Source organism: Exiguobacterium sp. s48 (genome assembly GCF_018617395.1).
Taxonomy (GTDB): domain Bacteria; phylum Bacillota; class Bacilli; order Exiguobacteriales; family Exiguobacteriaceae; genus Exiguobacterium.
Genome location: NZ_JACSKC010000003.1, coordinates 151,896 through 173,316 on the forward strand (window position 1 = coordinate 151,896; position 21,421 = coordinate 173,316).

The window sequence follows — 21,421 nt, forward strand, 5'->3', positions numbered from 1 at the left end:
TTATAGTTAATAAAGTTGACTATGAGGAAACATTGAGAAAACGTCTGTAGATCTGTCAAACTGAACTCAGACGTTTTTTGTATGAACAAAGGAGAATATAATTTGACAAAATTCCAAGATTTACAATTAAGTGAAGCGTTAGTAAAAGGTGTACACAAAATGGGCTTCGAGGAAGCTACACCGATCCAAGCTGAGACAATTCCTGTCGCACTCACGGGAGTGGACGTATTAGGACAAGCACAAACAGGTACAGGGAAAACAGCAGCTTTCGGTATTCCGACAATTGAGCGAATCGATTCAAAGGCGCGTCAAGTCCAAGCACTCGTTCTTGCACCGACACGTGAACTTGCGATTCAAGTTGCAGAAGAATTAAACAAAATCGGTGAAACGAAGCGCGTATACGCACTTCCAGTATACGGTGGTCAACAAATCGACCGTCAGATCCGTGGTTTGAAAAAGAACCCGCAAATTGTCGTAGCGACACCAGGACGTCTCATGGACCACATGAAGCGTAAGACAATCAAACTCGATGACATTCAAACAGTCATCTTGGATGAAGCGGATGAAATGCTCAACATGGGCTTCGTTGAAGATATCGAAACGATTTTGGCTGGCCTTCCTGAAGAGCGCCAAACGCTTCTCTTCTCGGCAACGATGCCACCACAAATCAAAAAGATTGCTGAGCGTTTCATGAAGTCGCCGACAATCATCAAAGTCAAAGCGAAAGAAATGACGGTTGAGAACATCAACCAGCAATTCCTCGAATTGCGTGAAGGTCAAAAATTCGATACACTTTGCCGTTTGATTGACATCGATTCACCAGAACTCAGCATCATCTTCGCTCGTACGAAGAAACGTGTAGATGAAGTGACAGAAGCACTCATCAAACGCGGATACACTGCAGACGGTCTTCACGGAGACTTGACGCAATCAAAACGTGACCAAGTTATTCGTCGTTTCAAAAATGGAACAATCGATATCTTAGTAGCGACCGACGTTGCGGCACGTGGACTTGATATTTCAGGTGTCACACACGTTTACAACTTCGATGTACCACAAGACCCAGAAAGCTACGTACACCGCATCGGTCGTACAGGTCGCGCTGGTAAGACAGGTACAGCCCTCACGTTCATCACGCCACGTGAATTTGGACAAGTGAAGGCAATCGAGCGTGTGACGAACAAGAAGATGAACCGTCGTCACGTACCGACAATCGCGGAAGTACTTGAAGGAAACCAAAAGCAAGCAGCTGAAGAGTTGATCGAACGCGTTCAAGCGGGCGACTTCAAAGCTTACACGCAACTTGCGACAGAACTTCTTGAAGAGTACGAAGCAGTCGAAATCCTCGCTGCTGCCCTTCGCGGATTGACAAAAGAGCCAGATTCAACACCTGTTGAAATCTCATACGCTGAACCAGTTCGTGTGAAACGCCAAGGTGGCCGTGGTGGCGATCGCGGTGGATACCGTGGCCGTAACGACCGTCGCGGTGGTGGCGGTGGCCGTGGTGGCGACCGTCGTGGTGGACGCGGTGGCGAACGTCGTGATGGACGTAGCGGAGACCGTAAAGGATCATACCGTGGTGACGATCGTCGTCGCTCGGATGACCGTGGTCCACGTCGTCCACGTGACTAATCATCATGAAATGCCGCATTTCCTTAAGTGGATTTGCGGCTTTTTTTATAGTGTCGTGCTACACTAGTTGAGTAGAGATGGAAGGATGAGGTGTCAACGGATGGTGGAATTAAGTTTCGGTCTCCTTGTGCTACTTGGTTGTGTAATCGCATTGAAACCAATTGTCTCAAGGACGGATCGTCCTAACTTTCGTTATATCCCCGTGGCAACATTGTTATTTGGAGCGATGATTTTCTTAGTGTTAGCCATTGGAGTAGGCGGAAAGATGGGCATTGCATATGGCGTGGTGAGTATCGCCTATTTTATTGCTTGTTTTGGTGCCTATATGTATGTACACACGCGAACGAGCTGATTGTAGCTCGTTTTCGCATTTAACGAAGAGGTGATGAATTGTGGATGCGGTAGAAGTGATGGTCCATCCTGAAGAAGTGATGGTGACGTATGAACCAATCCTTGGAGCGGCGACGTTTCAAGTGGAAGGATATATGGTACACGGACGCTTTCGTGGTGAATCGTTGACACCATTTTTTTATGATGATGACGTTCCCATCGAGTATCAATTAGACATCGCTCAGCGAATGGAACAGTTAGCGGCTGAACAACTTCGTGACGCTAAATCTTTTGTCACGTTTAGATGCCGGGCAGAGTGGATCCTTGAAGAAGGAGGAGAAGCGTTTTTAGCACCGCTTCGCGAACTCAATTTTCCGTTACATCGCATATACGTGACACTCCAAGGAACGGATTTAGTTGATGTCTCTCGTCTGTCGCGTGTCATTCAGTACTATCGGTCGTATGGATTGAAGATTGCGTTAGACTTTGCGGAATCGACGAGCATCGAAGACATCATGACACTTGCGCCAGAATTGTTACTCGTCGACCTTGGTACGATGATTGAGAAAAAGACGTTATCGGTCACCTATCCGAATATGCTTCAGACGATGGAATATATCGCTTCAAAGCTCGGTGCACCGCTTCTTTACAAATCCATCGACCATGTTGGACAGCTTCGATACGCGTGGCAGCACGGTGGTCGCTATTACATGGGGGGTCTACTTGGATTGGAAGATGCGCTTCCCCAACGAGAAATCAAAGGAATGGGTGTATTGGCACAAGAAGTCCCCTCCTTCTTTTTACATGATCAGAAACGATTGAATCGCTTGTATGAGCTTGAATTTGAGTTACACCGCCGAATCGGAGAACTCGTTCAATCTGGAAAATGGTCGAGAGACAAGAAAGATGAGTGGATTCAATTCATCGCCCCAAAACTGGAAGAGGTGTTTGTTCGTTATTATATAACGGATAAGACAGGTTTCCAGACGAGTGCGAACGTTTACTGCGTGAATGGAGAGTGGCGTGTCGATAATACGTATCGAGGCTATAACTGGAGTTTCCGACCGTATTTCATTCAGACGATGGCGGCGATGGATGTACGGGGGCGTGGCTATTTATCGGGAGACTATCGTGATTTCAGTTCGAACGAAGTGACGAGAACCTTCAGTTATCCGTTACCGGACGGCATGTTCTTATTCGCAGATATATCTGAAGAATACTTATATCAGAATCGATTATTAGATTGAAAGGGAGAATGATGATGTTAGATTATGATTACGATGCACTACGCGAAATCGGACGAATCGTCGCGCTTGCTCGTGATGAGATGGCGAAAGCTGTCAAACCGGGTATGACGACAAAAGAGTTGGATGCAATTGGACAACGCATTTTAGAAGAAGAAGGTGCGGCTTCTGCGCCGATCACGATGTACGAATTTCCGGGATATACGTGTATCTCACTGAATGACGTCGCTGCCCACGGTATTCCGGGAGATGAAGTCATTCAAGAAGGCGATATCGTCAACGTAGACGTCTCCGCTGTGAAGGATGGCTATTATGCCGATACAGGTCGTACCGTCATTGCAGGGGCGGCGAAGTCGCCTCAGCACGAGCGCTTAGTAGAGGTGTCCTTGACGTCACTCGAAGCAGGACTCAGCAAGGTCAAGGCGGGCGTGAAAGTCAATCAGATTGGGAAGGCGATTTACGCTGACGCGAGAAAGAATGGATTCACGGTCATCCGTAACTTGGCCGGACATGGTCTCGGTCGGACATTGCACGGGGAGCCGGAAACGATTTCGAACTATTATAGTCGCGAAGAAAATCAACTCTTAAAAGCTGGACAAGTGATTGCTGTCGAGACGTTCATCTCGACAAAGGATGAAATCGTCTATCAATCGGAAGAGGATGGTTGGACGCTTTTCACACCGAACAAGAGTCTTGTTTCGCAGTTCGAGCATACAGTCGTTGTCACAGAAGATGGGTATGAAGTATTAACGGGCTCATTCCGTTAACGTAAAGAAGGTGTGGTTCTTCTGAACCGCACCTTCTTTTATGTTTGTAATGTAATCATTTCTTCGCGTAGTTGTTCAATCAGATTCCAATCTGGTTGTACCGAATCTGGTAGCAACAATTTCCCGTTCTCGACTTCAAGCGGTGTATCGAGTAAATCTTGTTCAAAATAAGCGCTCGTCCCCGACATATCCGCAGGGAAATGTGCACCGCTTAGTGATGCGAATAAGAGCGTATGATATCTTCCGATGCCTGATTCATACATTCCGCCGACCCAGTAGGGAATTCCATATTCTCGAATATTTAACGCCTCACGCAATCCGCCGACACGTGCAGGTTTAATATTGACGATTTTGCCTGCACCTAGTTGCGTCATCGTTTCCACATCATCATAGGACGTGATCGACTCATCGAGACAAATTGGCGTATTCAGTTTTTGTTGGAGAGCCGCTGATTTGACGAATTGTCGGCTCGGGTATGGTTGTTCAATCATCAATAATTGATGGGCATCGATTTGCTGGAACCATTCAATCGGTTGCTCGGAGGCACTCCCATTCAAATCAATCATAAGTGGTGCGTCTGGGAAGACGGTACGAATTTCTCGGAGTGCAGGTAATAGTTCGTGGGGAAATGCCTTTAACTTGATTCGTTCAAATCCCTCTTCTATGGCCGACTCGATGGATTTCATCGTTTGATTTAGTAAACCAATCCCTATTGTTCTCCCGCAAGAAACTGAATCACCTGCCTTCAGATACGTCTTCAATGACTTGTTGGCACGTGCTGCCTCGATCTCCCATAAAGCACTTTCCCACATTGCTTTTGCCATCCGTTGACCGATGATGGAAGAGACGAGTTTTGGAAAGAGATCAGTCGTCACGGTCATTCCTTTTAATAGATTAAGAATCAGTTTAGATGTGTCAATCATGGATTGGGTCGTTTCTTCGGTATACCAAGGAGTCTCGAATGCGACACCTTCACCGTATCCAACTGCACCATCTACTGTCTCGAGACGGAGGATGATGGTACGTCTGACAGATAAGACGGCATGTGCTGTCACGATTGGGTGTTTGAATCTCAATGGGACAATAGAAAGTTCGGCACGTTTAATCATGACAATAGCTCCTTTAAGCGATGACGCATTAATTTTCCGTTCGCATTTCGTGGTAGGTTCGGTACACGGTGAATGGCAATCGGATGCTTGTATTTGGCCAACTGGGAGTTGAGCATTTCCTGCATCTCGGTCGGGTCATAAGTACCGACGACGAAAGCGACGGGCACTTCTCCCCAAGTCGGATGCGCTTGTTTCGTGACGCCGACATCTTGAACACCGGCACAACGTAACATGGCGGCTTCAATTTCAGCGGGGTATACATTTTCGCCACCTGAAATAATGAGATCACTTCGCCGGTCGTGTACATAGAGATAACCATCCTGCATCGTTCCGAGGTCACCCGTCTGCCAAAAACCATCGGGTGTCCAAGTGTCTGATTCAGGTTGTTCGAAGTACCCCTTCGTCACCGTCGGACCTTTCACTTCAATCTCACCGTCTTGATTGATGCGAATCACTGTCGGCGGAATGGGGCGACCACTCGAACCGATATGTGAGAGTGCTTCGCTCGGAAGTAGCGTGGCGACTTGAGAGCATGTTTCAGTCATACCGTATGTTTGCGCAACAGGTAACTGTCGTCGTTCCGCTTCTTCTAGTAACGGACGAGGGACGGGACCACCACCGACGAGCAATGTACGAAGATGATATCGCGCTAGTCCTGCATCGAGTAGTCGTTGCAGCATGATGGAGACGAGAGACAGTTGTGTGATTCCTTCCGTCCGAATCAAGTCAAGCGTCCGATTGACATCAAATCGTGGTTCTACGTAGAGTGTCGAACCGATGATGGCACTCCGATATACTTGTGACAGTCCACTCATGTGAAATAGGGGAGTCACCACTAACATACGGTCAGATGCGTGATAGTCTAGATGTGACTCGGCAGCGCGTGCGCTAGCAAGATGATTGCCATACGTCTGTTGCACCGCTTTGGCCCGCCCCGTCGTACCGGATGTGAACATGAGAGACATCGTGTCATTTTCTTTCCACTCATGTGTCACAGTGAAACCTGAACGCGCCCGACGTGTCACTAAAAGTTGTGTGAGCGGCAAATCAATCTCGTCATCGACGAGAAGCAAATCGACTCTTGCTGTATTTAACTGAGTGCGTACTTCCTCTAAGGTCAATCGTGTGTTCAGCGGCACGATGACTTTACCAAGCAGGTGCACGGCATGGACGGCGATGACGTAATCTTTGCTGTTTTGAGCGAAGATGCCGATTCTCTCGGAAGTGGGTACCTGTTCATGGATATATTGGGCAAGTTGCAAGCTCTCGGCACGTAATGTTCCCCATGTCAATCTTTCCTCGCTTGTTACGAGTGCAATCTGTGATGCCGGATGTTGATGAATCCATTCATACATATGTGTAACCTCCAAAAAAAGAGTAGCGGAATCGCTACTCTCTCAACAAAATTAAGGGAAACGTGGAAATTGACCGAAGTCAGGATCACGTTTTTCTTTGAACGCATCGCGTCCTTCTTTCGCTTCATCCGTTGTGTAGTAGAGAAGCGTTGCATCTCCAGCGAGTTGCTGAAGGCCAGCAAGACCGTCTGTGTCTGCGTTCATCGCTGCTTTCAAGAAGCGAAGTGCAGTCGGTGAGTGTTGTAAGATTTCTTGGCACCACTTGACTGTTTCTGCTTCGAGTTGATCGAGAGGGACGACGGTGTTGACGAGTCCCATTTCGAGTGCTTCTTGCGCATCGTACTGGCGACAGAGGTACCAGATTTCACGAGCTTTCTTATGACCGATGATGCGTGCTAAGTAACCAGAACCATATCCTGCATCGAACGAACCGACTTTAGGACCTGTTTGTCCGAAGCGAGCGTTGTCCGCTGCAATCGTTAAGTCACATACGACGTGAAGGACATGCCCTCCGCCGATTGCGAAACCTGCGACCATGGCGATGACCGGTTTTGGAATGACGCGAATGAGGCGTTGAAGGTCGAGGACATTCAAGCGCGGGATTTCATCTTCCCCGACGTATCCGCCATGCCCACGAACTTTTTGGTCTCCACCTGAACAGAATGCCTTTTCGCCTTCACCCGTCAAGATGATGACGCCGACTTCTTTGTCGTCACGTGCGCGTGCGAATGCGTCAATCAATTCATTGACCGTCAACGGACGGAACGCGTTGCGTACCTCAGGACGGTTGATGGTGATTTTAGCAATCCCATTCCATGTCTCATATTTAATGTCTTCATACGTACGGACCGATGTCCAGTTCGCTACTGATTCCATTTTAAATACCCCCTAAAATCAATTTCTTTATTATTGTACCAAACTCTGGTGCATTCTCGATATGAGGAGCATGCCCCGCATTTGAAATTTCATAAATTTTAAGATCAGACCGTTCTTCCTGCATCTGTCGCGCAATCGCGTTGAACTTATGATCTTCTGCTCCGACAATCAAATCGGTACGAGGAAGATGCTCTAGGGCGCCCCATAGCGATGGCATATGACCCGTTCCGATAGCTCGCAAACTGTTCGCAAGAGCAGTTGGGTCTTGTGCGAGACGGTCCTTTCGAAGTGCATGCTTCATTTCTTCTGTTTGTCGCCAAAGCGGAAGGTTCTCCCATCGCTTGACGAAAGCAACGAGTCCTTCGGTTTCGATGAAGCGAGCGAGTTCTTCGTCTTGACGTCGGCGAGCTGACCGTTCTTTTGAAGAACGGAGGCCGGGTGTCGTACTGATCCCGATGACATGTTCGACGCGCTTGTCGCATGCGGCGAGCGTTAATGCGATCCGACCACCGAGTGAATACCCGACGACCGTCCATGGACGGTCGTCTAAATCGAGTAGGCGTGAAAGGTCCTTCACTTGTTGACTCATTGTCGAACGGCAGACAGTAGGATGTTCCGTTGACCCATGTTGAAGGAGTGAAGGGGATACGGAGCGGATCGGCATCGCAGGCAGCCAATCAATCCAGTGACTAGTTCCCGTAAACCCGTGTAGGAACAGCACTGGTTTGCCTTCTCCTTGAACAGTTACCTCGTAGCGGACGCCTCTCAAGTCGATATTCATGCTTCATTTTCCGTGATGAGGCGAGCGCAAACGGATTGTGTCCATTCTCGATGTGTGATGACATTCTGCTCGCGATTCGATGGGAATTCAATCAAGTGAATGCCATCTTCAACTGCTGCTTGAATGTCATCGGGCCGTTCAATCAAACGATAGGTCAAACCGTACGTCTCCGCAAATCCACGAATATTTAAATCGAGTGGTGTCCCGAACAAATCTTCGAATAGCTGAGCGTCAACTGAAGCCTGCGGTAAAAAGGAGAAGATTCCTCCGCCATTGTTATTCGAAATGACGACAGAAAATTTTCCGGGGTGATGCTTCAATAGTTGGAGTGCATTGCTATCATGATAGAATGCCAAATCACCAATAAGTAGAGCGGCTTGGGTCGTGTCATAACAACTGCCGAGCGCGCTCGATATCACACCGTCAATCCCATTTGCGCCTCGATTGGCGAGGACATGAACTGGTTTTCCGGCTGATAATGTCGTATCGACATCGCGAATTGGCATACTGTTACTGACAAAAAGTCGTTCGATTGACGTATCAAGTAATCGTTTCGTCAATTCCGCTTCTCCTTGAAGGGAAGCTTTTGCTGACTCGGCGATACCTTCGAAGAGACGTAGTCGTTCGATATAATGTGGTTTATTGATTGATTCAATAAGTGGTAAAAAGTCGAGCGCGTCTCCATAACAGATGGTCGCGTGGCTACTCGGGTCACGGTAAGAACCGGGTTCTTCGACCACAAGTTGGTCAGCCGAAGACATCCATTGATTGAACCGCTTGGAAACGGGTGCGGCACCGAAGCGGATGAATACATCGGGTAACCAGTCGGCACGATGCTCACTTGCGAGCCACGTGTCATAGTTCGTCAAGACATCATCAAAACGCCGCATATCGCTAAGTGGATCGGCGAAAATCGGAATGTTATGTTCCGTCGCGAATTCATATATTCCTTCTTGCCATGTTGACGGTGTAGATGGCCCGACGACGAAAGCGAGTTGTTTTTGGTGTGTCCGTTCTGAAAAGAGATCACGGTCGGCACGTGTCGGACGAACGCGCTGCCTTTCTCGTGTAATTGGTTCACCTTTTAGAATTTGCTTTAAGTATTCAAGGTCTGGAAGCAATGGTTCTCGGAACGGGACATTTAAATGAACCGGTCCCATCGGAGCCTGCATGGCAACACTTGTGAACCGGGTGACCGTCTGTTGCATGAATGAGAGCGTCACTTCTTCCGGAACGGGGAGGTCGAGGCTCATTTTTACCTGTTCGCCGTATAACCTGACTTGATTGATTGTCTGGGGTGCCCCGACATTTCGGAGTTCATGCGGTCGGTCGGTCGTGAGAACGATGAGCGGTAGCTGAGAAATATACGCTTCCGTCACGGCCGAGTAATAATTCGTCGCGGCTGTACCGCTCGTGCAAATGAGTGCGACAGGACGGACAGTGTCCGTTGAACGTGTCAGACCGAGCGCGAAAAATGCGGCAGAACGCTCGTCAACGATGATGTGATGACGAAGATGAGGGTGTAGATAAGCTGCCACAGCGAGCGGGGTCGAACGAGAACCCGGGCTGATGACTACATCCTTCACACCGGATTCAACTAGTCGATTCACCATAGACGCCACCCATTCGGTCAACATCTTATTCATGTGGGCTGCCTCCTTGGTCGTGCGAATCAAACTGCAGTGCTTGTTTGATTGGACTCATTTTCATTTCTGTTTCTTCGAGCTCTTGTTCTAGGACAGAGTCTTTGACGATGCCGCCTCCTGCATAAAGCGCAACGAACTGATGTTGAACGAGCGCGGAGCGGATGGCGACGATAAATTCTCCATCCCCTTCATTGTCAATCCAACCAAAGGGAGAACCGTACCATCCGCGGTCGAAGCGCTCGACTTCACGAAGCAATCGGACCGATGTCCGCTTCGGTGACCCGCCGAGTGCAGGCGTCGGATGTAAGGCTTCCGCCAATGACAACAGCGAGGCGTTCGTTTCAAGTATCGCCTCAATTGGTGTGTGCAGATGGAACACAGAGCGATTCGCAAGGATTTGTGGGGTCTCGCTCGTTTGAATCGGTGCCGTGTACGGTGTCAATGCTTGTTTAATATCTTTCACGACAATCTGATGCTCTTCTCGGTTTTTGGCATCATTCAATAGGTACTCTTTCGCGAGGTCGGCTTCAATTTCGGTTTTTGGACGTTTGATTGTGCCGGCGATTGCTGCGGTGTGGAGGTGCAAACCTTCTTTTTGAATCAATCGCTCAGGTGTTGCTCCGAAGAACCCGATGTCCCGCTTCGGTTGATATAAGTAGATGTAACTCGACTCCTGGTGGTCTGCTAAGTGTTTTAAACTTTTAGCAAACGGAAAGGCACCTTCAGAGCGTTGATAAATTTCTTCTCGGGCAATGACTAGCTTTTCCACTCGCTCTTCTTCAATCAATTGTTTCGCTTGTTGAAAACTCGATTTATAATGATCGATTCCATCCTTTACTTTCGAATAAGATGGCGTGGATTCTTCAGATGGGCGAAGCAGATTAAATTGAGCCAATTGATCGGCCAATTGGATTAAATACTGTTCGACCGATTGTTTTGAAGAAACGAGGGTGGCGACGGTCATCGTGTGTCGATCTTTGTAACGACGGTATAGAAATTTTGGGACGACGAGTGATGCCTCCCCAAAGGCATCCCACATGCTCTTTTGTGGTCGCATAAACGTGTCGAATGAAAATCCGGCAAACGCATAGATTTTGGCATCGACGTCTCGTCGATGTAAACTCCAATCGTACTGAAGTCGCTGAAAGCGCTCAGGTCCAGAAGCGCTCAAGACGAGCGCATCCCCGCAACCAAGCATCTCAAGTGTGCGGTCCGGTGTCATGAAGTAATAGTGAGACGTATCGGTGTTCTGGATGATTTGGAAAGCATCGAACGCCGAAACCTCCCATGTGTAGGCTGCTAGGACAGGTCGCTGCCAAGCACGCGCCCGTTTATGGGCTTGTTCGATTCGTTGTTTTATATGTGTTTGAGTATCTGGCATAAAAGAAAAGCCTCCTCAATCCGATAGAATTCTCACTCTTTAGTGTATCACGAGTTCCCGACTCACCTGTCTATGAAATGCTCGAGAAATTGTAAGGAATGCGAGATGTCGGGCTGACGTTGACAGATTTTTTCATCGAGACGTAAACTAACGTAGGGAGGGAAAGAAATGAAACAGAAATCAAAGGGTGCATATTGGCGAATGATTCGCCCGCATACCCTGACAGCTAGCTTTATTCCGGTATTGCTCGGGACGTTCATCGTCCTCGATCAAACGGAACTGAAGTGGGGACTCTTTCTCGCCATGTTAGTGGCGTCTGTCCTCATTCAAATCGCGACGAACTTATTTAACGAGTATTATGATTATAAGCGCGGACTTGATCATGAAGGTTCTATCGGAATCGGTGGCTCTATCGTTCGGGATGGATTCACACCTCAACAAGTGTTGACAATTGCCCTTAGCATGTATGCCATCTCCGCATTACTCGGACTCTATATCGCAGCTTCTACGAGTTGGCATCTATTATGGGTCGGAGCGTTGTCGATGCTTGTCGGATACTTGTACACGGGTGGTCCGCTTCCGATTGCCTATACACCGTTTGGGGAACTGGTTGCTGGATTATTCATGGGTTATGTCATCATCGGGATTTCCGGCTATATTCAAATGAATACGGTGACAACAGAGTTGTTACTCGTGTCGTTCCCGATGGCATTGTTGATTGGTGCGATCTTACTTGCGAATAACATTCGTGATTTAGATAACGATAAAGAGAATGGTCGAAAAACGATTGCTTGTCTCGTCGGGCATCGGCGTGCGGTATATGTACTTGCCTTATTCTTTATCGCTGCACTAGTCGGAATCATCGTCGCCGTCGTGTATTATGGAGTCACACCTTGGGTTCTATTGTCACTCTTCACGGTTCCGGTCATGGTAAGAGCCATTCAACAGTTTTGGAAAAAGGCTGAACCGGCGGAATTGATGCCTGCTATGGCGATGACGGCGAAAGTGAACACGTTGTTCGGGGCGTGGATGGTCATTGGGTTAATCGTATCAAGATTTGTATTGTAAAAAGGGGAGGCGTTAACGTGTCAGTCGTAAAAGAAATGCTTGAATTCAATAAACGTTTCGTAGAGGAAAAACAGTACGAGCCGTTCGTATCTGATAAATTTCCGGATAAAAAAATTGTCATTTTAACGTGTATGGATACGCGTTTGACGGAACTGTTGCCTCAAGCGCTCGGACTCAAGAACGGGGACGCTAAAATCATCAAAAATGCGGGCGCTGTCTTGTCCCATCCATTCGGTTCGGCAATGCGCTCAATTTTAGTAGCGCTCTATGCACTAGGTGCAGAGGAAGTCGTCGTCGTCGGACATTATGACTGTGGGATGGCGGCAATCGAACCATCTGTAGTCATTGAAGAGATGGAGCGTCGAGGAATCGATTCACAAACATTGAAGACGTTGAAATCGTCAGGAATGGATTTAGAACAATGGTTACATGGGTTTGATTCAGTCGAAGAGAATGTCGTTCATTCCATCAACTTGATCAACAATCATCCGTTGCTTCCACCAGGGACAAACGTTCATGGATTTGTGATTGATCCAGCGACGGGTCGTCTCGATCCGGTAGAAGTATAAGAAAAGGGCGCGTTCAGCCGAACGCGCCCTTTTTTGTTACCCATACGTATTCGTCGGGATGTCATCGTAATTGTCTTCTGCTTTTTGTTCTTTCGCTTTCTTTTTGTTCTTTTTAAAGTCACGTTCGTATTCTTGCTCACTCGGTGTTTTGAAGAAACGCATCCACGTTGCATTGATCTCAGAACCGATGAGAATAATCATCCCGGTGAGTTGCAACCAGAGCAACGTGACGATGATTCCACCAAGGGACCCATACGTCGAATCATAGCTCCCGAAGTTTGAAACGTACAAACTAAATCCGAGGGAGACGAGTTGCCATCCGATGACGCCAAAAATGGCGCCAGGAATCGTACTTTTCCAAAAGACGTGTTGTTGTGGAGATACTTTATAAAAAATCGAAAGTGTCAAAATCAAGACGACGGTTGTCAGAACATATCGGAATACGTTAATCATCATTTCTTCGGCCCCGGTAATGTTGACGGGTAAGTATTCAGTGACGAACGAGATGATTTGAGATCCGAATACGTTTGAGAGAATGAGTAACAGCATCCCGATCCCTAATAAAATCGTCAATCCGAGGGCAAGTCCCTTCTTCACGAAAAAATTGCGTTCATTGTCTTCCCCGTAGGCGTGAAGTGAAGTGGTGATCAGGCGGTCAACCCCTTTTGAGGCGGACCAAATGGCCAAAATCGCACCGAGTGACAAGAGACCGCCACGTGGTTCGCCAATCGCTTCGAAAATACCGGTTAAAAATTCGGAAGCGGCTGAGCCTGGTGCTAAATCGTTTAATTGATTTTGAAAGGACTCTTGTGAGATTTCAAAAAAAGATAAGAGTGCCAAAATAAAAATGATTCCCGGGAAAATCGATAAAAACCAAAAGAATGCGAGAGTAGCCCCGTAGTCTTGTACATCATGCTCTTTAAAGCGTCGGAATAACTCCTTCGCGAAAGAGAGCCAATTCTTCTTTTCTTTTACTTCCGTCATTGCCATCATAAAACCCTCCTGACTCGGTCGTTAAAAAACGTTTCCCGAATTCGGGTGAGGATACACCTGATTAATCTTCAGACAACGTCAAATCGTAAAATCGTGTCTCGGATGAGGCGAGTTTTTCAGCGAGTGACGGTGGGCGAACCGGGAGGTGGGGAAGAGCCGACCGTTTAATCCACATCGGGGTGTAGGAACCGTTCGTTTGCTCTTCTTGGAATTCTTCGCCCGTACCTGTTCCGAATTCGCCACCGGTTATCTTCGCCCAATAGTAAGGATTTAATTCGTTGTTGAATGCGACGTAAGCAGCGACCCCTTCTAATTCCACATGAACACCAAGCTCTTCGAATGCTTCGCGAATCGCCGTTTCTTCTGTCGTATGTCCATATTCCACGCCACCACCCGGAAAGACGTAGTATAAGACGTTTTCTTTTTCACGCCGGATTAAAGCAACTTCATCCTGATCATTCGTTAAAATGACTGCACTTCTTAATTTCGTTCGAACCACTGAAATCGTTCCTTTCGTTCCTGTAAATTTGCACAAAACGCATCGACGATTCGCCGATGCGTTCAACTCATTTTTGCGTAGGTTGTTCCAAAGAATCATACATATCTTGCGTCAATCCATTTTCATGTGAGGCGATGACTTTTCCTGCGACGCGCATGCCGAGGCGAAGTGCCTCTTCGATTGAATGCTTTTTCATCAGTTCAGAGATGACAGCGGAGAAGAAAGAATCGCCAGCTCCAGTTGAATCAGCGACTTTCACTTTTGTTGTCGGAACATGACCCTGTTCGTTCGTTCGAAGGTCGACATATACGGCGCCGAGCTCGCTCATCGTGACGATCGTGAGGGGGGCGCCTTTCATAGCGAGTACTTCTGCGACACGTAACGCATCGTCAACTGTGACAATCGACATGTCGGATAAGATTTCCGCTTCTTCACGACTGCAGATAAATCCGGTGAAACCTTGAAGTAAATGACGGTTTCGTTCGATGACAGATAGGTGACCACAGACACCATAGAGCGGTAAATCCATTTCACGACATAACTCGATCGTCTCGTTCAAGACGTTGACCGATAAGTCTAAGTCGATCGCAACGGCATCGCTCTCTTCAAAGACCGTATCGATTTGACGTAAAATTGCTTCTTCCATTCGTGCTTCGTCCGGTTGCTTCGAAATAGACGTTTGAAGGTCGCCGTTGTTGTCCATGACAGCGAGCCACATCCCCATACCATTATCCTCGAGCATGTCGACGCCGTCGACGTTTACGTTCAAACAACGCAACTCTTCGAGGACACCGACACCGATCTGGTCATTCGTGACGGTTGAGACGAAGCGGACGTCGTTGCCGAGCACGCCTAAGTTCTGAGCAACGTTTCGACCTGTTCCACCATTGGAAAACGTGATGTCGCCGACATTCTTCGCATCTTTATGGAGCGGTGCGAAGGACGTTCCTTTAATATCGACAAACACCTTGCCGATGACTGCAATCGTATTCATATCTTGTACCACCTTTAGTCAGTCTTTCGTCTGTTTCAGTCTGTAGACACATTGTTTCAATTATAACGAAATCGACAAATTGTTTCAATCATCGATTCTATTTTGTCGAATTACTCCCAGGATGATGTGAGGAGACGGAGACCGTTTAAAATGACAAGGATGGTAGAACCTTCGTGACCGACAACGGCAAACGGCATGATGAGTAGTTCAAAAATGTTCGTCGCAATCAATACAAGGATGACAGCTAGGGCGAAGACAACGTTTTGCAGGACGATTCGATTCAACTTCCGCGATTGACGAATCGCGTCACTCAATCGAACGAGATCGTTTTTCATCAAGACGACATCTGCCGTTTCGAGAGCGGCGTCTGTTCCTTCGCCCATAGCAATCCCGACATCAGCGGTTGCGAGCGCAGGTGCATCATTGATTCCGTCGCCAATCATCCCGATTGCCCCATACTCTTCACGTAACGTCTTAATTTGCGAAACCTTCTCTTCTGGCAAACATTCAGCGATATAGCGTGTCAATCCGGCTTCGTTCGCGATGGCGCGAGCGGTCGCTTCATTGTCTCCAGTAATCATGATGGTTGCAATGCCGAGGTCATTCAATCGCTGAATCGCTACCGTTGCCTCGGGACGTAGTGTGTCACGCAAGGCGTACGCGCCGATTGTACGTGTTTCATCACTGATGAAGACGAGCGTATGACCCGCTTCTTTTAAACGCTCAACGTCCTCTTTATAGAAATCTCCGCTCCGGTCCGCAAATTTTTGTTTCCCAACGCGATACGTGACACCGTCAATCGTCGCTTCAATCCCAGAACCTGTGATGTCTTTAAAGTGTGTCATTTCCCCGGTATGTTTTCCGGTATACGATACGAGAGCTTCAGCAAGCGGATGCATCGAGTGTTCTTCAATCAAACTGACGATTCGGTTGACGTCGTTTTCATGCAAATCAGATGAAATAATCGCTTCTTGTACAATCGGTTTCCCGATTGTAAGTGTGCCGGTCTTGTCAAACGCAATGGCTTTTAGACGTCCCATATTCTCGATATGAGCGCCACCTTTAAAGAGAATGCCGTGTTTTGCTGAAGAGGCGATGGCGGCCAGGGCAGCTGGCGTGATGGCAGCGACGAGAGCACAAGGGGAAGCGACGACGAGAAGAATCATCCCCCGGTAAATGCTCGTTTCGAGAGACCATGATGTGAAAAATGGTCCGAGCAAGATGATGGCTGCGACAGAGAAGAGAACGATTTGAACATACCGTCCTTCATAGCGATCGATGAACTGGGCAGATGGCGACTTTTCTTCCTGTGCTTGTTGAACCATTTGAATGATTTTTTGGAACAGGGTCTCGGTTGCCAGTTTTGTCACTTCAATTGTCAAAACACCGTTTAAGTTGACGCTTGAACCGAACACGTCCTCACCGACTTGGCGGTCGACAGGAACGGACTCTCCCGTAATGGCTGCTTCTTCGACAGAAGCGCTTCCCTTTATGATTCGTCCATCGACAGGGATGCGTTCGCCCGGACGAACATAGATTCGATCACCGACTTTTAGGTCATTGATATGAACCACTTCAAGTTCATCAGAAGCAGTCAGACGAGTCGCTTGTTCAGGTTGTAATTCCATTAGCGATTCGAGAGCTCGTTCATTCTTATTCATCGTATACGTCTCAAGGGCACCGGATAGGGCGAAAATGAAGATGAGAATTGCTCCCTCCATCCAGTAACCGATGGATGCGGCACCGATGGCAGCGATAATCATGAGAAGTTCTACGTTAAGCGATTTCGTTTCGATGGTGTCCGTGATTCCTTCCTTCGCTTTGGCGTAGCCGCCGATGAAAAAGGCAGATAAGTAAAGCGTGACGTAAGTCCAAGAAGCTCCGCCTTGTGTTTCGGCGATATAAGCGAGTACAATCAATACACCGCTGATGAGCGCCATGATCAATTCGATATGTTCGTACCAGCTAGCCCGTTTGAAAACGTGGCTTTTTTCGTGTGTGACCGATTGGACGTTCATGAAATCCCTTCTTTCTAATTGATAATGAATCTCGATTAAATGATAATGAGTGATGATGATTATCATCTTCAATCGGCTTAAAATAAGGTTGATTGCGACGTTTGATGTGATTTTTTAATTTATAATAATTATTATCTAGATTTATTTTAACATGCTCAGCGGGTACTAACAAATATAAAGATTAAGGAGTTTTTGTGTCATGCAGAATATATTTCAACGCCCTTGGACAGTGGCGTTTTTAGCGATTTTTAATACATTGTTATGGGGGAGTGCCTTCCCATTCATTAAACTAAGCTATGAAAAACTGGATATTCAGTCGAATGAATATGGACAACAGTTGTTATTCGCAGGAGAGCGCTTTTTACTTGCCGGACTATTGCTACTTTTAATTAGTCAGACTGTGTTAAAACGGTCGGTCCGATTGACGCGTGAAAAGTTTAAAGCGTATGCGCATCTCGGTTCATTTTTGACGTTCCTACAATATTTGTTCTTCTATATCGGACTTTCTATTTCGACCGGCGTTCAAGGGTCAATCATTGCCGGTTCCACATCATTCTTTCAAATGGCTCTCGCTCATTTCCGGTATGAAGACGATAAGTTGAATCGTTTGAAAGGGTTTGCTCTGACGTTTGGGTTTTCTGGAATCGTGATCGCGAACTGGCCGGCGACCGGGTCGGAAGTCGGATTCGGCTTAGGTGAAATTTTACTCATCTTGGCAATGGTATCCGGGGCATTCGGGAACTTAATTGCGAAGGATTACTCAAGAATATATGATGTTGCTCCGATGACAGCTTGGGCAATGGTGATTGGTTCTGTCGGGCTACTGATCATCGGCTATCTATTAGATCCAAATGGCATCGACATGCCATATACCGGACAGACAATTGCATTTCTGTTTTACTTGGCGATGTTATCAGCGATTGGATTTACATTGTGGAACACGTTGATGAAATACAATCCGGTCAGTCGAATCTCACTCTATATCTTCTTAGTTCCCTTATTTGGGGTCATGTTGTCAGGGATTTTACTCGGTGAAACGATTCCGTGGAATGCGGTTGTCGGGCTTGGGTTCGTCATCGTCGGGATTTATTTATCGACGTATTTCCAAGGTCGCCGTACGAAAAAACAAATCGATCACATTTGAAACGAGACAGAGTTGACGGAATTGAAATCCCATGCCAAAATATATTAAAAATTCTGAATTTTAAAGTTCGAAAATCGGTCTTCGTTTGAAAAGACTTGCGTGCACAATCATTCAAAGAGAGGAGGAAAAACAATGACTAGAAATCGAATCGTCCGAAACATTCTCATCTCGCGTCAACCGAAAGATGAGTACGTGAAGTACGTGATGAAGTGCGTGAGTCAAAGTTTAAAAGAACGTCACGGTCCAGTGGCGACTCGCGCCACAAGACGGGGTGACGATATTCAGACGCGATGGCAGTTCGATGACCGTGTCGTAGAGGTGACGCTAAAATCTGATGTCCTCGCTTCACTAGACACGGAGCCATTCGCGCTAGACGAAGTGTTCATTCAAGCTTTACAGTTAAACGACGAAGAAATGGAACGCGTTGTAGAATAAACAGAGGCAGATGGTTCATGGGAACCATCTGCCTCTGTTTATATGTCGATCGGCTTGGTGGTCGACGTGAAAAGTCGAAGCGCCAGAATACCGAGAATGACGGCGTACATAAAGAAATAGACTTCTTTCGGTAAAGACAACCAAAAGGCGCCAATCATCGGACCTGAGATTGAGCCGATGCTAAACGAGATGCTGTACAGCATGTTTCCCGTTGGCAGTAACGAACGGGGGAGCACTTCTGTCATGTGGGCCAACCCAAGTGAATAGGTCGATCCTAGTCCGGCGCCGGCAAGCGCAAATAGAATGAGTAGGCCGACATAGTGGTCGACTACGAGATTGGCTAAGGCAAACACAAGTGTCCCGAACGTCAGCACGATTTGTAAGATCCGTTTCTTACCATACAAGTCTGCGAGACGACCAAGCGGAAGCTGAACGACAATCGACATGACGATGAACGTCGTGATGAGTGTACTCGTTTCTGTCAAACTCATCCCATTCCGAGACGTGAAAATAGGGAAATTGGCATTTAAACTCGCTTCAAGAAAACCGTATGTAAAGGCGGGGAGAAGCGTGTATCCAGCACCGATAAGAATCAGTCGAATTCGTCCCTTCGAGTCAGTCCTCACTTTTTCGACCTCCGGAAACTCATTCTCAACTTTAAAGACGAGCATCAACGAAGCGAGACAGAAGAAGACGATGACTAAGAAGGGTAGCCAAAACCATAGGTCGACGAGTGGGGCAATCAATGGACCGATGGCGAAACCGAGACTGAACGACATGCCATAATACGCCATCGCTCGACCGAGGCTGCGCTTATCGCTAGCGGACGTGACCCATACTTGCGAGCCGTAATGTAAGGCAGAATCGCCAAACCCGATGAAGAACCGCATCATCGCCCAAACGAGTAAGGACGGCCAAATTGGTAAGGCGAAGGTAGCAATACCCGTCAAGACGATACCAAGGACGATGGTCGGACGGAATCCGTATTTTCGGACGAAGCGCTCCAAGAGAGGCGCGGATACGATCACGCCGACGTAGAGCATCGTCGCGTTCAATCCGTTCACCCAGGCCGGAGCACCGTCCCGTTCAATCAGCGTGGAAAGGAGCGGAATCAGGGCACCTTGAATCAAACCGGAAATAAAGACGATCAATAATAAGATCATAAAACGAAAGCGGAGCATACATTCACCTCATGAAGTCAAAGTAAAAAGCCGAGAAGGTTCTCAGCTTTTCGTGTCGTCAATCGGTTGTGGAGAGTGGTTCAAATGTAGCAACTCATCATCCCAACTGCCTTGACTGAACATTTCATCATGCTCTACTTTGTCTGAAACGAATGCGGCTGTCAATAAGATGCTAAGCACACCACCAAAAATAATAATGGCCATGATTGTAATCATGAATACATAAATCGCTGTCATCTATACACACCTCGATTCAGTTAATATATAGAACATTTCCCGAAACGAAATAATTAAAACGAGGTAGCCTTACGAGATTGGAAATCCACTGTCGGATAATAGGCTTGCTTGACGAGCGCGTTCGGACCAAGACATTTCACGGCGGGACAGTGGCATGAAAGCGTGGCATTCAATTGACTGTTCGTCCACGTATCATATGCCTCCTGGAATGACGTGTCATAGACGGTCCCGAGTGTGCCGAGTTCATCACCAAAATCGGTCACGATGATTTGTCCGTCAAAGATATTCGTGTTGAGACGGGAGCGGCCATCCGGGTCGTTTCGAACGGTCACGTTTTTTGTTTCATGAAGTCGTTTCAACAGGGCACGATCTTCAGGTAGGTCAGAACATGCATAGAATGGTAACGTACCAAAGAGCATCCAAACATTCTCGTCACGGACGTCGAGCAAGTCATGGATGGCCTGTCGCGTATCAGCAAGGGAAGCTGATTCGAGGGCGCTAGCAAAGTCTGCGGGGTACATTGGGTGCACCTCATGTCTTTGGCAACCGAGTGAGACAATTTCTTCATGGATTTCTTTCAAATGCGGAATCGTCCGCTTGTTAATCATCGTCTCTGCTGACACGATGATCCCTTCAGCTGTAAGGGCGCGGGCGTTGTCTTTCATCGTCTGGAGCATTTTCAACCGAGCCTCTTCACTCGGTTTCCGGTCCATCATCGCGAATCCGCCTTCAAGGAAATCGGCATCGGTGCCCCAGTTATGCGAAATGTGCAAAACGTCCAAGTAAGGGGTAATAAGATGATAGCGGGATAACGGTAACGTCAAATTCGAGTTGATTTGCGTACGGGCCCCACGTTCTTTCGCATAGCGTAACAGTGGGACGACATAATTGCGAACAGATTTCATCGATAACATCGGTTCACCGCCTGTAATCGAGAAGGCACGCAAATGTTCGATCTCATCCAGTCGTTGAATCAACAGATCGAGCGGCACTTCTGGTTCTTCTGTTTGGTCGAGCATATACCCGACCGCACAATGTTCGCAGCGCATGTTACACAACTTTGTTGTGGTGACTTCGACATTGGATAAGACGAGTCGACCGTGTTCGACTTGGTCGAGATAGGCTTCCCAAGGGTCGAAAGTTGGGGAGATGTTTTGCATGT

Annotated in this window: 21 protein-coding genes; 8 read left to right on the forward strand and 13 right to left on the reverse strand. The window is 47.5% G+C overall.

The features are described 5' to 3' along the window. Positions 1–102 precede the first annotated feature (102 nt). The 4 genes from cshA (at position 103) to map (ending at position 3,973) form a co-directional block, all read left to right on the forward strand. Positions 103–1,632: a degradosome RNA helicase CshA gene (cshA, locus tag KNO66_RS12835; RefSeq protein WP_214742842.1), complete on the forward strand. Its 1,530-nt coding sequence runs from the start codon at positions 103–105 to the stop codon at positions 1,630–1,632. 202 nt (positions 1,633–1,834) lie between these two features. Further along, a complete protein-coding gene (locus KNO66_RS14900) occupies positions 1,835–1,984 on the forward strand; it encodes a hypothetical protein (protein ID WP_251125926.1) in 150 nt (49 codons plus the stop codon). A 40-nt stretch (positions 1,985–2,024) separates the two neighbouring features. Then, positions 2,025–3,209: an EAL-associated domain-containing protein gene (locus KNO66_RS12845; protein WP_214742844.1), complete on the forward strand. Its 1,185-nt coding sequence runs from the start codon at positions 2,025–2,027 to the stop codon at positions 3,207–3,209. Positions 3,210–3,223: 14 nt separating this feature from the next. Beyond that, positions 3,224–3,973: a type I methionyl aminopeptidase gene (map, locus tag KNO66_RS12850; RefSeq protein WP_015880849.1), complete on the forward strand. Its 750-nt coding sequence runs from the start codon at positions 3,224–3,226 to the stop codon at positions 3,971–3,973. Positions 3,974–4,011: 38 nt separating this feature from the next. On the opposite strand, the gene menC is transcribed toward map, so the two are convergent. Genes menC through KNO66_RS12880 form a run of 6 tightly spaced genes read right to left on the reverse strand, consistent with a single transcriptional unit; the run spans position 4,012 to position 11,121 of the window. Then, positions 4,012–5,082 (reverse strand): o-succinylbenzoate synthase, encoded by a 1,071-nt coding sequence (gene menC, locus KNO66_RS12855; protein ID WP_214742845.1) that lies wholly within the window; start codon positions 5,080–5,082, stop codon positions 4,012–4,014. After that, positions 5,079–6,437: an o-succinylbenzoate--CoA ligase gene (gene menE / locus KNO66_RS12860; RefSeq protein WP_214742846.1), complete on the reverse strand. Its 1,359-nt coding sequence runs from the start codon at positions 6,435–6,437 to the stop codon at positions 5,079–5,081. Before menE ends, menC begins: the two co-directional genes overlap by 4 nt. A gap of 51 nt (positions 6,438–6,488) precedes the next feature. After that, entirely contained in the window at positions 6,489–7,313 is an 825-nt protein-coding gene (menB, locus tag KNO66_RS12865; RefSeq protein ID WP_214696369.1) for a 1,4-dihydroxy-2-naphthoyl-CoA synthase, read from the reverse strand. A 1-nt stretch (position 7,314) separates the two neighbouring features. Continuing rightward, positions 7,315–8,094, reverse strand: a complete 780-nt coding sequence (locus tag KNO66_RS12870; protein ID WP_214742847.1) for an alpha/beta fold hydrolase — start codon at positions 8,092–8,094, stop codon at positions 7,315–7,317. Then, complete coding sequence (menD, locus tag KNO66_RS12875) at positions 8,091–9,740, reverse strand: 2-succinyl-5-enolpyruvyl-6-hydroxy-3-cyclohexene-1-carboxylic-acid synthase (RefSeq protein WP_214742848.1); 1,650 nt, start codon at positions 9,738–9,740, stop codon at positions 8,091–8,093. The genes KNO66_RS12870 and menD overlap by 4 nt, the downstream gene beginning before the upstream one ends. Next, on the reverse strand, positions 9,733–11,121 hold the full coding sequence (locus tag KNO66_RS12880; protein ID WP_214742849.1) for an isochorismate synthase: 1,389 nt from the start codon (positions 11,119–11,121) through the stop codon (positions 9,733–9,735). Before KNO66_RS12880 ends, menD begins: the two co-directional genes overlap by 8 nt. A 168-nt stretch (positions 11,122–11,289) precedes the next feature. Here KNO66_RS12880 and KNO66_RS12885 point away from each other — a divergent pair, with 168 nt between their 5' ends. Further along, positions 11,290–12,189: a 1,4-dihydroxy-2-naphthoate polyprenyltransferase gene (locus KNO66_RS12885; protein ID WP_214742850.1), complete on the forward strand. Its 900-nt coding sequence runs from the start codon at positions 11,290–11,292 to the stop codon at positions 12,187–12,189. Positions 12,190–12,224: 35 nt separating this feature from the next. After that, positions 12,225–12,758 carry a beta-class carbonic anhydrase gene (locus tag KNO66_RS12890; protein WP_251127479.1) on the forward strand — a complete coding sequence of 178 codons (534 nt, stop codon included), beginning with the start codon at positions 12,225–12,227 and terminating at the stop codon, positions 12,756–12,758. A gap of 36 nt (positions 12,759–12,794) precedes the next feature. On the opposite strand, the gene KNO66_RS12895 is transcribed toward KNO66_RS12890, so the two are convergent. From KNO66_RS12895 to KNO66_RS12910, 4 genes are all read right to left on the reverse strand, one after another. After that, positions 12,795–13,748 carry a YihY/virulence factor BrkB family protein gene (locus KNO66_RS12895; protein ID WP_214742852.1) on the reverse strand — a complete coding sequence of 318 codons (954 nt, stop codon included), beginning with the start codon at positions 13,746–13,748 and terminating at the stop codon, positions 12,795–12,797. Positions 13,749–13,812: 64 nt separating this feature from the next. Then, positions 13,813–14,286: an NUDIX domain-containing protein gene (locus KNO66_RS12900; protein WP_251127468.1), complete on the reverse strand. Its 474-nt coding sequence runs from the start codon at positions 14,284–14,286 to the stop codon at positions 13,813–13,815. 31 nt (positions 14,287–14,317) lie between these two features. Next, positions 14,318–15,244, reverse strand: a complete 927-nt coding sequence (locus tag KNO66_RS12905) for a carbohydrate kinase family protein (protein WP_214742853.1) — start codon at positions 15,242–15,244, stop codon at positions 14,318–14,320. Between the two features lie 110 nt (positions 15,245–15,354). After that, positions 15,355–17,262: a heavy metal translocating P-type ATPase gene (locus KNO66_RS12910; RefSeq protein ID WP_214742854.1), complete on the reverse strand. Its 1,908-nt coding sequence runs from the start codon at positions 17,260–17,262 to the stop codon at positions 15,355–15,357. 199 nt (positions 17,263–17,461) lie between these two features. Here KNO66_RS12910 and KNO66_RS12915 point away from each other — a divergent pair, with 199 nt between their 5' ends. Then, on the forward strand, positions 17,462–18,406 hold the full coding sequence (locus KNO66_RS12915; protein ID WP_214742855.1) for a DMT family transporter: 945 nt from the start codon (positions 17,462–17,464) through the stop codon (positions 18,404–18,406). A 132-nt stretch (positions 18,407–18,538) separates the two neighbouring features. Then, positions 18,539–18,841: a hypothetical protein gene (locus tag KNO66_RS12920; RefSeq protein WP_214742856.1), complete on the forward strand. Its 303-nt coding sequence runs from the start codon at positions 18,539–18,541 to the stop codon at positions 18,839–18,841. Positions 18,842–18,879: 38 nt separating this feature from the next. Here KNO66_RS12920 and KNO66_RS12925 read toward each other — a convergent pair whose 3' ends face one another. The 3 genes from KNO66_RS12925 to yfkAB are packed head-to-tail and all read right to left on the reverse strand — an operon-like array spanning position 18,880 to position 21,419. Then, positions 18,880–20,022 (reverse strand): MFS transporter, encoded by a 1,143-nt coding sequence (locus KNO66_RS12925; RefSeq protein WP_214742857.1) that lies wholly within the window; start codon positions 20,020–20,022, stop codon positions 18,880–18,882. Positions 20,023–20,064: 42 nt separating this feature from the next. Beyond that, entirely contained in the window at positions 20,065–20,259 is a 195-nt protein-coding gene (locus tag KNO66_RS12930; RefSeq protein WP_214696348.1) for a hypothetical protein, read from the reverse strand. A gap of 53 nt (positions 20,260–20,312) precedes the next feature. After that, positions 20,313–21,419, reverse strand: a complete 1,107-nt coding sequence (yfkAB, locus tag KNO66_RS12935; protein ID WP_214742858.1) for a radical SAM/CxCxxxxC motif protein YfkAB — start codon at positions 21,417–21,419, stop codon at positions 20,313–20,315. Positions 21,420–21,421: the final 2 nt, after the last annotated feature.

Coding starts and splice junctions, on each gene's coding strand:
- map (WP_015880849.1), top strand. CDS start 3,224: ATGTTAGATTATGATTACGATGCACTACGCGAAATCGGACGAATCGTC.
- menC (WP_214742845.1), bottom strand. CDS start 5,082: ATGATTAAACGTGCCGAACTTTCTATTGTCCCATTGAGATTCAAACAC.
- menE (WP_214742846.1), bottom strand. CDS start 6,437: ATGTATGAATGGATTCATCAACATCCGGCATCACAGATTGCACTCGTA.
- menB (WP_214696369.1), bottom strand. CDS start 7,313: ATGGAATCAGTAGCGAACTGGACATCGGTCCGTACGTATGAAGACATT.
- KNO66_RS12870 (WP_214742847.1), bottom strand. CDS start 8,094: ATGAATATCGACTTGAGAGGCGTCCGCTACGAGGTAACTGTTCAAGGA.
- menD (WP_214742848.1), bottom strand. CDS start 9,740: ATGAATAAGATGTTGACCGAATGGGTGGCGTCTATGGTGAATCGACTA.
- KNO66_RS12880 (WP_214742849.1), bottom strand. CDS start 11,121: ATGCCAGATACTCAAACACATATAAAACAACGAATCGAACAAGCCCAT.
- KNO66_RS12885 (WP_214742850.1), top strand. CDS start 11,290: ATGAAACAGAAATCAAAGGGTGCATATTGGCGAATGATTCGCCCGCAT.
- KNO66_RS12890 (WP_251127479.1), top strand. CDS start 12,225: ATGCTTGAATTCAATAAACGTTTCGTAGAGGAAAAACAGTACGAGCCG.
- KNO66_RS12895 (WP_214742852.1), bottom strand. CDS start 13,748: ATGGCAATGACGGAAGTAAAAGAAAAGAAGAATTGGCTCTCTTTCGCG.
- KNO66_RS12905 (WP_214742853.1), bottom strand. CDS start 15,244: ATGAATACGATTGCAGTCATCGGCAAGGTGTTTGTCGATATTAAAGGA.
- KNO66_RS12910 (WP_214742854.1), bottom strand. CDS start 17,262: ATGAACGTCCAATCGGTCACACACGAAAAAAGCCACGTTTTCAAACGG.
- KNO66_RS12915 (WP_214742855.1), top strand. CDS start 17,462: ATGCAGAATATATTTCAACGCCCTTGGACAGTGGCGTTTTTAGCGATT.
- KNO66_RS12920 (WP_214742856.1), top strand. CDS start 18,539: ATGACTAGAAATCGAATCGTCCGAAACATTCTCATCTCGCGTCAACCG.
- KNO66_RS12925 (WP_214742857.1), bottom strand. CDS start 20,022: ATGCTCCGCTTTCGTTTTATGATCTTATTATTGATCGTCTTTATTTCC.
- KNO66_RS12930 (WP_214696348.1), bottom strand. CDS start 20,259: ATGACAGCGATTTATGTATTCATGATTACAATCATGGCCATTATTATT.
- yfkAB (WP_214742858.1), bottom strand. CDS start 21,419: ATGCAAAACATCTCCCCAACTTTCGACCCTTGGGAAGCCTATCTCGAC.